The 12,165-nt window shown below is 55.9% G+C and carries 8 protein-coding genes and 2 tRNA genes; 2 read left to right on the plus strand and 8 right to left on the minus strand.

All coding sequences use genetic code 11. The features are described from left to right. On the minus strand, positions 1-689 hold a 689-nt coding region (locus tag M0974_RS31485), incomplete at its 3' end, for a radical SAM protein (RefSeq protein ID WP_297845984.1). A gap of 270 nt (positions 690-959) precedes the next feature. On the opposite strand from M0974_RS31485, the gene M0974_RS31490 reads away from it, so the two are divergent. Next, entirely contained in the window at positions 960-2,858 is a 1,899-nt protein-coding gene (locus M0974_RS31490; RefSeq protein ID WP_297845986.1) for a potassium transporter Kup, read from the plus strand. Positions 2,859-2,955: 97 nt separating this feature from the next. Here M0974_RS31490 and M0974_RS31495 read toward each other — a convergent pair whose 3' ends face one another. The 4 genes from M0974_RS31495 to M0974_RS31510 form a co-directional block, all read right to left on the minus strand. Continuing rightward, positions 2,956-4,236, minus strand: coding sequence for an AcvB/VirJ family lysyl-phosphatidylglycerol hydrolase (locus M0974_RS31495; protein ID WP_297846000.1), 1,281 nt, complete (start codon positions 4,234-4,236; stop codon positions 2,956-2,958). Beyond that, positions 4,236-6,878 (minus strand): bifunctional lysylphosphatidylglycerol flippase/synthetase MprF, encoded by a 2,643-nt coding sequence (gene mprF / locus M0974_RS31500; RefSeq protein WP_297846001.1) that lies wholly within the window; start codon positions 6,876-6,878, stop codon positions 4,236-4,238. The genes M0974_RS31495 and mprF overlap by 1 nt, the downstream gene beginning before the upstream one ends. Before the next feature lie 261 nt (positions 6,879-7,139). Further along, positions 7,140-7,216 (minus strand) — tRNA-Met (locus tag M0974_RS31505). A gap of 247 nt (positions 7,217-7,463) precedes the next feature. Continuing rightward, positions 7,464-7,540: transfer RNA gene (locus M0974_RS31510), tRNA-Met, on the minus strand. A 252-nt stretch (positions 7,541-7,792) separates the two neighbouring features. Between M0974_RS31510 and dinB the strand changes: the two genes are divergently transcribed. Continuing rightward, the gene (gene dinB / locus M0974_RS31515) at positions 7,793-8,854 is read left to right on the plus strand and encodes a DNA polymerase IV (RefSeq protein WP_297846002.1); all 1,062 of its coding nucleotides are present in this window, start codon (positions 7,793-7,795) and stop codon (positions 8,852-8,854) included. On the opposite strand, the gene M0974_RS31520 is transcribed toward dinB, so the two are convergent. The 3 genes from M0974_RS31520 to M0974_RS31530 all read right to left on the minus strand — a co-directional run. After that, entirely contained in the window at positions 8,851-9,807 is a 957-nt protein-coding gene (locus M0974_RS31520) for a hypothetical protein (RefSeq protein ID WP_297846003.1), read from the minus strand. The genes dinB and M0974_RS31520 overlap by 4 nt on opposite strands. Before the next feature lie 90 nt (positions 9,808-9,897). Continuing rightward, positions 9,898-11,613: a proline--tRNA ligase gene (locus tag M0974_RS31525; RefSeq protein ID WP_297846005.1), complete on the minus strand. Its 1,716-nt coding sequence runs from the start codon at positions 11,611-11,613 to the stop codon at positions 9,898-9,900. Positions 11,614-11,781: 168 nt separating this feature from the next. Next, positions 11,782-12,165, minus strand: a 384-nt coding sequence (locus tag M0974_RS31530) for an OprD family outer membrane porin (protein ID WP_297846006.1), incomplete at its 5' end; no start/stop codon positions are given.

Genomic DNA, 12,165 nt, shown 5'->3' on the forward strand with positions numbered 1-12,165 from the left:
CTGAGGGCTTCACACAATTCGGTCATCCGGGTTTTCACCGGTTGGCCATTCCAGAAACCGGTGCGGTACTTGATGTCGACGCCGTAGGCGCTGGTGTCTTGGGAGATCACCAGCAGCTCTTTGACGCCGGATTTGACCAGACGCTGGGCTTCGTCGAGCACATCGCCAACCGGGCGGCTGACCAGCTTGCCACGCATGGACGGGATGATGCAGAAGCTACAGCTGTGGTTGCAGCCTTCGGAGATCTTCAGGTACGCGTAGTGGCGGGGCGTCAGTTTGATGCCTTGCGGCGGCACCAGGTCAATCAGCGGGTTGTGATTGAGGTTAGGCGGCGCGGCGTCGTGAACAGCCATCACCACTTGTTCATATTGCTGCGGACCGGTGACCGACAGCACGCTTGGGTGCACCAGACGAATCGCACTTTCTTCCACGCCCATGCAGCCGGTCACAATGACCTTGCCGTTTTCAGCGAGGGCTTCACCGATCACTTCCAGCGACTCAGCCTTGGCGGTGTCGATAAAACCGCAGGTGTTGACCACCACGACGTCGGCGTCCTGGTAGGTGGCAACGATTTCGTAGCCTTCCATGCGCAGTTGGGTAAGGATGCGCTCTGAGTCAACGAGTGCCTTAGGGCAACCTAGTGAAACGAAGCCAACCTTTGGGGCGGACGGCGTGGTGACGGTGGACATGGCGAACCTCGGTATTTGGCTGACACCGGGCAAATGGCCGGGGTGTCGACGGGGCGCTCAGTGCGCCTCTGATCAAAAAGTGCGCAATTCTAGCGGCGGCACCGTAGATTGACCAGCTTTATGCAGAGAATTACGACGAGTGCTGCGCTATGCTTCGCGGCGTTACGCCTAATCATTACGACGGCGTTAATCAGTATCTGTAAAAACGGCGCTCGCTCAGGCACAACAGTGTGCTTTTGCAGCCCTAGGTCTCGGTGGTAGGAGTGGTTAATGGGTCAGGCAATTAGTCAGGTAGACGCAGGGCATCATCCGGCGAAGCCTTTGAGTCTGCTGATCGCAGCCGTCGGAGTGGTTTACGGCGATATTGGTACGAGCCCGCTATATACGCTTCAGCAGGTATTCTCTGGGGGGTATGGGGTTCAGGTTGATCATGTCGGCGTGCTTGGCATTTTGGCGCTGATCTTCTGGTCGTTGATTTGGGTGGTTTCGCTTAAGTACGTGCTGTTTATTTTGCGCGCAGATAACCAGGGTGAAGGCGGGATCATGGCGCTGACTGCGCTGGCGCGTCGAGCATCGTCTTCGTACCCAAGGCTGCGCAGTACTTTGGTGGTCTTTGGTTTGTTCGGTGCTGCGCTTTTCTACGGCGACAGCATGATCACTCCGGCCATCTCGGTATTGTCTGCGGTGGAAGGCTTGGAACTCGCGTTCAAAGGCGTCGAGCATTGGGTTGTGCCGCTGTCGCTGGTTGTATTAGTGGGACTGTTTTTGATTCAACGCCATGGTACGGCGCGGATCGGAATTCTCTTCGGCCCGGTAATGGTCCTCTGGTTTCTGGTCCTGGCAGCGCTGGGTGTTTATGGAATCATGCAGAACCCCGAAGTGCTTAAAGCACTCAACCCAATATGGGCTGTACGGTTCTTTGTCGCTCATCCTGGCATCGGCGTAACCATTCTCGGCGCAGTAGTTCTGTCGCTGACAGGCGCTGAAGCACTTTATGCGGATATGGGCCACTTCGGTCGCAAGCCTATAGCACGCGCTTGGTTCGCGTTGGTATTGCCGGCGCTGGTATTAAATTACTTTGGTCAAGGCGCACTGTTACTCGACAATCCCGAAGCTGCACGTAATCCGTTCTACCTATTGGCGCCGAGCTGGGCGCTGATTCCGCTTGTCTTTCTGTCGACCTTGGCCACCGTAATCGCTTCGCAAGCGGTGATTTCGGGGGCTTTCTCTATGACGCTGCAGGCGATTCAACTCGGCTATATCCCACGTATGCATGTTCAGCACACGTCCAGCTCTTCCCAAGGCCAGATTTACATTGGTGCGGTGAACTGGTCACTGATGGTGGGTGTGATCTTGTTGGTGCTCGGTTTTGAATCCTCCACGGCGCTGGCATCCGCTTACGGTGTTGCGGTCACAGGAACGATGCTCATCACCACGGTTCTTGTGTCGGCAGTCGTGCTGTTGTTGTGGAAATGGCCGCCGTTGTTGGCGATACCTGTTCTGCTTTGTTTCCTGTTGGTCGATGGGCTGTTCTTCGCAGCTAACGTTCCTAAAATCGTACAAGGCGGCGCGTTTCCTGTTTTGGCCGGGATCGTGTTGTTTGTCCTGATGACCACGTGGAAGCGTGGCAAGCAGCTGCTCGTCGAGCGTTTGGATGAGGGTGGCTTACCGCTGCCGATCTTCATCAGCAGTATCCGCGTGCAGCCGCCACATCGCGTGCAAGGTACGGCGGTATTTCTAACTGCGCGTCCCGATGCCGTGCCACACGCCTTGTTGCATAACCTGCTGCACAACCAGGTATTGCACGAGCAAGTGGTGTTGTTGACGGTGGTCTACGAGGACTCTCCACGGGTGCCGGCAAGCCGACGCTTTGAAGTCGAGGCGTACGGTGAGGGCTTCTTCCGTGTTGTTCTGCATTTTGGCTTCATCGACGAGCCAGATGTGCCTGCTGCGCTGAAGCTTTGCCATCTGGCAGAGCTGGACTTTAGTCCAATGCGTACGACCTACTTCCTCAGCCGCGAGACCATTATCGCTTCCAAACTGGACGGCATGGCGCGGTGGCGAGAGGCGCTGTTCTCCTTCATGTTGAAGAATGCCAACGGCAACCTGCGCTTCTTCAACCTGCCGTTCAACAGGGTGATAGAGCTGGGTACACAGGTAGAGATGTAAGAGAGGGGCAGCGGCGAGTTGCAAGCTACAAGCGGCAAGTTTCGATCCTTGCCGCTCTCAGCTTGAGGCTTATAGCTTGAAGCTTGCCGCTAAGCTTCTAGGCCTTCGGTTTACCTTGACGTTTATCAATGGCATCCGTCATGCGTTTGGCCAGTGCAGGGTAGTTCTCATCGAAGTGGTGGCCGCCTGGCAGCATGAGTTTCTCGCCCACGGCCGTTGATTCGGTGCAGCCACTTTCAGCTGTTTCTTCCGTGCCATACACGCACAGTACTTTCTCAGGTGGCAGCTTGGCCATTTCAGGACCGGTAGGTGCTTCTTTACCCGCCGTGCCCAACCAGCCTTCTACCTGAATCTCGAAACTGCCGCTACGGGCAAATGCCAGCAAGACGATAGTGTCGACGCGCTTTTGCTCATCCGGTGCCAAGCGGTTATAGATCGCGGGTAATACATCTGCGCCGAACGAATAGCCCATCAGTACGAAGCGTTTGGTGCCCCATTTCTGGCGGTAGTGATCCATCAGCTCGGCTAAATCCAGAGCGGTTTGCTCTGGGGATTTATGCTCCCAGTAATAGCGCAGTGTATCTATGCCGACCACTGGATAGCCCATCTTGGCCATTTCGCCCGCTACGTCACGGTCGAGGTCGCGCCAACCGCCATCGCCTGACAGGAAGAGCGTCACGGTGTCGGTAGTCGCTCCGGCCGGAACTTCGACGACAGGGATTTTCAAACCGCCGCTTTGGTCGTCGGGGACCAATTGTTGGCGCAGTTGGCTGTTAAACAGTTGCGGCAGGTGCACGTCGTAGTCGCTGATGCTGTTTTGCGCGTTAGGCTGGTCACGCACCAAGGTAGCGGCGGCGTCGTCCGGGCCATCGTTCCAGGCAACAAGCCAGTGACCGTGCGCTGCATTTTTTGGCACGTTGTCGACGCACGCAGGCGGCTCAAGGGTAAAACCTACCGAGACGGCTTTCGCATTGTCATCGTTTTGCCCTGCTAGCCAGCGCCAAGCCAAGGTCGCGCCTGGCCCAACTCCACCCACCAGCGTGGCAGGACCGTCGAGCTTCGTCAGTGCGGCTGTCAGGGTTTTTTCCTGCAGCGCACAATCATCCTTGGGCAGCGTGACTTGAATGACCTGAGCGTTGCCGTCTTGGCTGAGCGCCAGTAGTTGTTTGTCTGTCAAACCTTCATCGGCGAGGACAGCTAGCCCGACCCGGGCTTTAGCCTGAGTCCCGGGAGAGACACGGATCAGAGCCGAGCCATCTTCCAGCGTCAGGCGTTCGAGGGTCGGTTGAGGGGCAGGGCGGTTCCACAGCCAAAAGCCAAGTACCAGTGCGAGAACAATCAGGGCTGCGAGCAAAAAGCGCCAGTAGCGTTGAATCATTAGCGTTTCACCAATCCAGTCAAGCCGCCTGCAATCAGGGCGGCAGTGTCAGCCAGTGCCACGAGCGGATCAAGTCCAGCTGGCACAGCCATATAGCGGGGTTCCCAGTCAGGCTGGAACTTGTCTTTGAAGCGGCGCAGACCTTGGAAATTATACAGTTGTTCACCTCGGCGGAAGACCATTGAACCTAAACGTTGAGTCAGAGGCGCGCCACGCCGAGGTTGCAGGCCGGACAATGGCACCATGCCCAGGCTGAAGCGTCCGTAGCCTTGTTGTTTATAATGCAAAATCAGGCCGACCATCATGAATTCCATGGTCAGCTTCGGCGCATCGGGGTGCGCCCGCATCAAGTCCAGGCTGGCCAACTCGTGTTTAGACGTCTCCAGCAAGTTGGCAAATGCTACTGGCTTGCCTTCGAAATGAATAATCGCAATGCGAAAGTGTTGTAAATAAGCCGCACTGAAGCGACCCAGCGAGAAGCCTTTCTCGCGCACGTTTTTGCCGGTGAGCCAAGCGTCCGAAATGACCTTCAGCTCATCCAGCGGTGCCTGACCGACCTCATAGATCTCCAGTGATAAGCCATCACGGCCACCACGGTTCCAGGTGTAGCGCAGGTCTTTCATTTCTTTGCCCTTCGACTCAATGTCGAAGCGCTGCAAATCAACGCGGGCTTCTTCCCCCAGCTTGATCGCGGTCAAACCGATGTCCATGTAGAACGGCAGGTTTTCAGCCCGTACCTGGTAAAACACGGGGCGCGCATGGTGCAGATCACACAGGTCGCGGAATTGCCAGATCAGCTCAGCGCGTTGCTGTGTTGGGCCAATCGGGTCATACAAGGCCACCAGGCTGCGGCCACGGCGTGCGTACATCAGAAATGCCTTACCGCTCGGGTGCAGCAGTAGCGCCTTGTCACCGGTCAGTACCAGCCCACCGTCAGGCTGGTCGGAAGCGTTGACGATTTTGGCCGCTTGGGCTAGTTCTTCATCGTTCGGCAATGTAATGACGGGGCGTGCGGTACGCAGCAGCCAGGTTAATGAGACAACCACCAGCAACACTGCGCTGCCCAATGCCGAGCGCAAGGCACGCGGAGCGTCGGAGTTAAGCGTGAATTGCCACCAGAGTTCCTGGCTGTAGGGCACATCTTGATAGGCAAACAACAGTAACCACACTGACGCCGCGAGTACGCAAACGCTTGCCACGAGATACAGGGGAGAAAACGGCAACTCAAGCAGGCGACTTTGGCGATAGAACGACCGACGGAAGATCGCCAGCAGAACCGCCGTCAAGATCAGCAGGGTGGCTTCTTCCCAATCAAAACCCTTAAGCAACGAAAGCAGTGCGCCGACTAGCAATAGCACAGTGGTGAGCATCCACGCTGCTGAGAGTCGACGGCGTAAGCCTTGTGCCAGCAACAGGCACAACACGCCAACCAGACTGGCGCCGAAGTGCGAGGCATCAATTAGTCGATGTGGGAGCAGAAAACCGAGGTGGCGCAGGCGTGAATCGATCTCCGGCGTGGCGCCAGAAAACAGCAGCACCACCCCAGACAGAAACACCAGCAGCGCAAGAATCGGTGCAGCCATGCCCGAAGCCACCCGCATAGCCTGGCTGGTAGGTAGTAAGCGCTGCGCTTCGCTGAACAGCAGTGCCAAGCACGCCAGCAGCAGAGGCAGTACGACGTAGATCAGGCGATACAGCAGCAAGGCCGCAGCCAGCGGGGCCGCGCCCAGTTGGTCGGCGAAAGCAGCGAGCAAAATTGCCTCGAATACACCCACACCGCCAGGCACGTGGCTAAGCACGCCTGCGGCCAACGCCAACAGGTAAACCAGGACAAAAGCGCCAAACGGAGGTGCATCGGGCAATAGCAAATAAAGCACAGTCGCGGCAGCGGCTACGTCTAACGCGGTAATGACCAGTTGCATCCATGTTAGGCGCAGGCTTGGCAGGCGCAATGTGCGACGGCCGACGCGTACCAATAAATTGTGCGTAATCGGTTGTTCAGGCAGGCGACGACGATAAATGCCGGCGGCCAATAATCCGCAGAGCAACAGGATGCCGCCGGCTACCGCGGCCAACAACGTAGTCGACAGGTGCAAGGCGGCAGAGGCAGCGGGCAAGTCGCTCAACGTTGCAAGTGCTGCCAGCGGGGGTAGGGCGCAACCCAGTGACAGGCTGGCAAATAACGTCATGCGCGCGACTTCGGCGGCACCTAACCCATGGCGCGCATACAGCCGATAGCGCACAGAGCCGCCAGAAAGCAGCGACAACCCGACGGCATTGCCTATCGCAAATGCGGTAAAACCGCCTAGGATCAACGTCTTTGTAGGCAATTGAACGTTGGCGTAACGGCTTGCAGACCACTCGTAGCCCAGCAGTACGATAAAGCCGACGACCGCCGCGGCAACCGCCCCTACCAGCGAAGGGGTGGGCACACTCAGCAGTGAGTCGTGCAGCGCATAGAGGTCGAGCTCGCTCAATAGATGGCGGCAAGCGATCAGCGCGATGGAAAATAGCAGTAACGTCACTGCTAGCCCCAAAGGCTGACGATATTTGCTTAGCAGCTCCAGCCAGTGCAGACGAGTCGGCGCAATCGGGTGGGGAACCGTGACAGCTTCATTGGTTTCTTCGGACGAGGCGCGCATCAATCACTCCTTGGATCGTGCGCGACAGGATGGAGGTATGCAGACAAGTTACCAATCCCTACGCAAAAAATATTTTCGAAATATTAGCGCGTCATAGTTTAACGAGCGAATGTAGCGGATTCGTTTCAACCGATACTTTAATCGGCGGTAGACACCTATCCCTGGGATCGACACTTCTGACAAGCTTTTTTGCTTGCTGTTCCGGAGCCTTTCCGGAAGACACAAAAAAGGCCACTCTTTCGAGCAGCCTTTTTCGATGTTTGGTTGCGGGAGCCGGATTTGAACCGACGACCTTCGGGTTATGAGCCCGACGAGCTACCAGACTGCTCCATCCCGCGTCTGTGTGCCGGCATTCTACAGCCGAACGGCGGGGTGTCAATCAATAATGCTAAATAAATGATAATTAACTGAAAATGAGCTGACTAGATGGTCAAGGTTCATAGGTTCCCGTTGGTCGGCGTCGTTAGCGCCAGCCGCTAATGCTGCCTATCTATATAGAAGAATAGAAGAGAGAAGGTAGGCATGAGGGTGCTCAAATCGCAGATACAAAAAAGGCCACTCTTTCGAGTAGCCTTTTTTGATGTTTGGTTGCGGGAGCCGGATTTGAACCGACGACCTTCGGGTTATGAGCCCGACGAGCTACCAGACTGCTCCATCCCGCGTCTGTGTGTCGGCATTCTACAGTGGAACGCTGGGCTGTCAATTGTTAATTTCAAAAAAATGCTTTTCCTTCAATCGCTTAGCGCTTATGAATTGACCGAAAGGCCGGTCATAGGGCTTGTCGCATCGCGTTAACAGGATTATTTTCGAGCTTTTACCTGACCTTTCGCACGTCGCCCTGGGTATCGGGGATGCCAGCGTCCGACGTCAATGAGATACTGCCTGACCTACAGCATGCCAAAACGCACACCCAAATGACGCAGCGCAAAATCATCCATGTTGACTGTGATTGCTTCTATGCAGCTATTGAAATGCGCGACGATCCTCGTTTGGCCAGTAAACCGTTGGCCGTGGGTGGGTCGGCGGATCGTCGGGGTGTGATCGCGACCTGCAACTATGAGGCCCGGGCTTACGGTGTGCGATCTGCGATGTCATCCCGGCACGCGCTAAAACTGTGCCCCGATCTGACCATCGTTAAACCGCGAATGGATGCTTATAAAGTAGCATCCCGCGAAATCCAGACAATCTTTCGCGATTACACGGACCTGATCGAGCCTCTGTCGCTGGATGAAGCATTTCTGGATGTTTCCGAGAGCGCTATTTTTGCGGGCAGTGCGACGCGAATTGCCCAGGATATCCGTCGTCGGGTGTCCAATCAGTTGCATATCACGGTGTCGGCTGGCGTCGCGCCTAACAAATTTCTGGCGAAAATCGCCAGTGACTGGAAAAAGCCCAACGGCCTTTTTGTCATTACCCCGGATCAGGTAGAGGACTTTGTCGCACTGTTGCCGGTGACAAAGCTGCACGGCGTGGGCAAGGTGACGGCGGACAAAATGGGCAGATTGGGTATCGTCAGTTGCACTGATCTGCGCGGTTGGAACAAATTGGCGTTGGTGCGCGAATTTGGCACCTTTGGTGAGCGGTTGTGGAATCTGGCGCGGGGCATGGATGATCGGCCGGTACAGAACGACAGTCGGCGTCAGTCAGTTAGCGTCGAGAATACCTTCGACACGGATTTGCCCGATCTGGCCAGTTGCCTGGAAAAACTTCCAGACCTCCTCGAAACGCTCGCCGGACGAATGGACCGTATTGGCGATGGCTATCGGGCTGGAAAACCCTTCGTTAAAGTGAAGTTCCACGATTTCAGCCAGACCACGCTGGAGCAGTCCGGAGCAGGGCGCAGTCTTGAGAGTTACCAGCAGTTGCTGACTCAGGCATTCGCGCGGGGTAGCAAGCCGGTTCGATTGCTGGGCATTGGTGTGCGCTTGCTGGACTTGCGTGGCGCTCATGAGCAATTGGAACTGTTCACGCTTTAATCGTCAGATTGTGGGTCTGCCACCAGGCGGCCAGCATCTCGAGTCAGTGACTTGAGGAATTGCTTTTGAAGTTCTGGGTCATTGTGGGTCAGTTCAATCAGGCTTTGTTCCAGTTCGCTGGCTTCTTCTTCAAGGCCCAGTTCTGAAAGACGTTTGACCCGATGGACCCACTGGCTGACACCGTCTTCTTCGAGATCGTCATAGATCAGTGCGTGAGCTTCGAGCAACTTGCCCCGCAACGAAGTGCTGATGGGTAAGGAGGCGTTGGCTTGCACGCTGTCTTGCTCATCTTCGACGTTGATTTGCAGGCGAGTGATGCTGGTCAGGTCTTGCTCGGCAAACGGTGTATCAAGCAGGTTCAGGCGCAATACGCCATTCTGATCTGTCGTCAAATTGAATGTTTGTGCGCCCGACATAACCTCTACCGGGCGCTCGCTCCATGGCAGGCTAGTATGCTCAGTGTGTTTGTCGCGCTGAACTTCATCAATGCTTGCAAGGTTTTGTTCGGCTCGGCCATGAGACTGTGTATTCATGAACGGGTTAATGCCGGCAACGCCGTAATCAATCCAGTCTTTGGTGACTGTCCCCGGCAGATGGCCGAACATGAACACGTTCAAAATATTGGCGCCCACGCCTGCGACCAATGCAACTGCGCCTAAAGGCACTTCGTAGAGTTCGCGCCAAGGTTGGTAGGGCGTGTAGCGATCGTAATTGCGGGTGACTTCGAATTCAGTGACTTCGAAGGTTTTTTGTTCATTAATCCGCACGCGCCGCTGGGGCAGCTCCAACATCTTGGGCTCGCCAATATCGACTTGAAGCGTGTGCTCAAGCAGTTTTCGCTCGACACGCTCTTCGTGTTCGCTGCGTTGGGACAAGTGATTGGCGCAGCCGCTGACTAGGATGGTGCCGCAAAGTGCAGCGCCGCGGAGACTTAAGGTGCTTCGCTTGAGCATGTGATCTCTTGATACAGAAAGGGCGTGTCTCGCCTCGTCGTGCGTTGATAGCAGAGGGCGCGCACGTTTTTGGCGTGCGCGCCTTCGGGCTTATCGACGGATACGGGCCTGAAGAAAGGACAGTACGTCAGCTACGGGCAGCGCTTGTGGCGCGGCTTCGGTGCGGCTCTTGTATTCAAGGTTGCCTTCGGCCAAACCGCGATCACTGACGACGATGCGGTGCGGAATGCCGACCAACTCCATGTCAGCGAACTTGTTACCTGGGCTGGTTTTTTTGTCACGGTCATCCAGCAGCACTTCAAAACCTGCGGCAGTTAATTCGCCGTACAGTTTGTCTGTGGCCTCGCGCACAAGCTCGGTTTCGTAGCGCAATGGCACCAAGGCAATTTGGAAGGGCGCTAATGCGTCATTCCAAATAATTCCGTTGGCATCATTGTTCTGCTCGATGGCTGCAGCCACCACGCGAGAAACACCGATGCCATAACAGCCCATGGTCAGCGTGACGGGTTTACCGTTTTCACCGAGTACCTGGCACTTCAAGGCTTCGCTGTATTTAGTCCCGAGCTGGAAAATGTGCCCGACTTCAATGCCGCGTTTGATTTCCAGCGTGCCATTGCCGTCCGGGCTTGGGTCGCCGGCCACCACGTTACGCAAGTCGGCGACCGTTGGAATCGGTAAGTCACGCTCCCAGTTAACACCGAAGTAGTGTTTGTCATCGATGTTGGCACCGATGCCGAAATCGCTCATCAGTTCGACAGAGCGATCAATGACGCATGGCAACGGCAGGTTCAACGGACCAAGGGAGCCCGCGCCGGCGCCAATGGCGTCACGCAGTTCGGATTCGGAAGCCATCACCAACGGGTTGGCGACCTGAGGCAGGTTGGCCGCTTTGATTTCATTGAGTTCGTGATCGCCACGAATGATCAGCGCGATCAGTTTGCCTTCTTCCGCCGCGTGTACCACTAGCGTTTTAATGGTTTTTTCGATTGGCAGGTTAAAACCGTCAACCAGTTGTGCGATGGTCTTGGCATTTGGCGTATCAACCAGACGCAGTTCTTCGGTCGGAGCCTGGCGCGATTTTTCGCGCGGCACAGCCTCGGCCTTCTCAATGTTGGCGGCGTAATCAGAGCTGTCGCTGAATACGATATCGTCTTCGCCAGAGTCGGCCAAAACGTGGAACTCGTGGGAGCCCGCGCCGCCAATGGAGCCGTTGTCCGCTTCTACCGGGCGGAAATTCAGACCAAGCCGCGTGAACACGTTGCAGTACGCAACATGCATGCGGTCGTAGGTGGCTTGCAATGAAGCCTGGTCAACGTGGAACGAATACGCGTCTTTCATGATGAATTCGCGGCCACGCATCAAGCCGAAGCGCGGGCGGATTTCATCGCGGAATTTGGTTTGGATCTGATACATGTTGATTGGCAGCTGCTTATAGCTATTAAGCTCGTTGCGCGCCAGATCGGTAATGACTTCTTCGTGGGTCGGGCCCGCGCAGAATTCACGATCATGTCGGTCTTTCATGCGCAGCAATTCCGGGCCGTATTGCTCCCAGCGGCCGGACTCTTGCCACAGCTCTGCGGGCTGAATGCCAGGCATTAACACTTCAAGCGCGCCAGCAGCGTTCATTTCTTCGCGAACGACAGCTTCGACCTTGCGCAATACACGCAAACCCATGGGGAGCCAGGTATAAAGGCCTGAGGCAAGTTTGCGAATCATGCCAGCACGCAGCATTAGCTGGTGGCTGACGACGACCGCATCGGAAGGCGTTTCTTTCTGTGTGGCGAGCAAATATTGACTGGTGCGCATGGTAGGCCGTTGTCGGTTGCTGAGACTAGAAATGACCCGGCATTGTACGGTGGTGATCCGGTCGCGTACAGGGCGGGGCGGGGCAGCAAAGTCGGTGGTTCGGGTTTTTGTTCCCATAAAAAAACCCGGCATCAGCCGGGTTTTTTCGAAACGAGTAGCTGACTGCGATTACAAGATCGAGATCGGGTAGTCGACGATCAGGCGGAACTCTTTGGTGTCGCCGTCGATCTGGCCAGCGTCGGCAGTGTGCCAAGCTTGACGGATACGGAACGAGAGGTTCTTGACTGGGCCAGTCTGAACAACGTACTTGGCTTCCAGGTTGGTCTCGTGGTGCGACACGTCGGTTGCAGTGGCGCTGTAGTAACCGCCGTAACCGCCATCCGGGTTGATTTTGCTGTAATCGATGTCCCAACCGTAAACGTAACGGGTCATGAAGCTCAGACCTGGAACACCATAGGAAGCCAGGTTGATGTCATAACGGATCTGAGCCGATTTTTCACCCGGGCTGTTAAAGTCAGAGTACTGGATCGAGTTGGCGAGGAAGATCGAATC

The sequence above is a fragment of the Pseudomonas sp. genome (assembly GCF_026224925.1).
Classification (GTDB): domain Bacteria; phylum Pseudomonadota; class Gammaproteobacteria; order Pseudomonadales; family Pseudomonadaceae; genus Aquipseudomonas.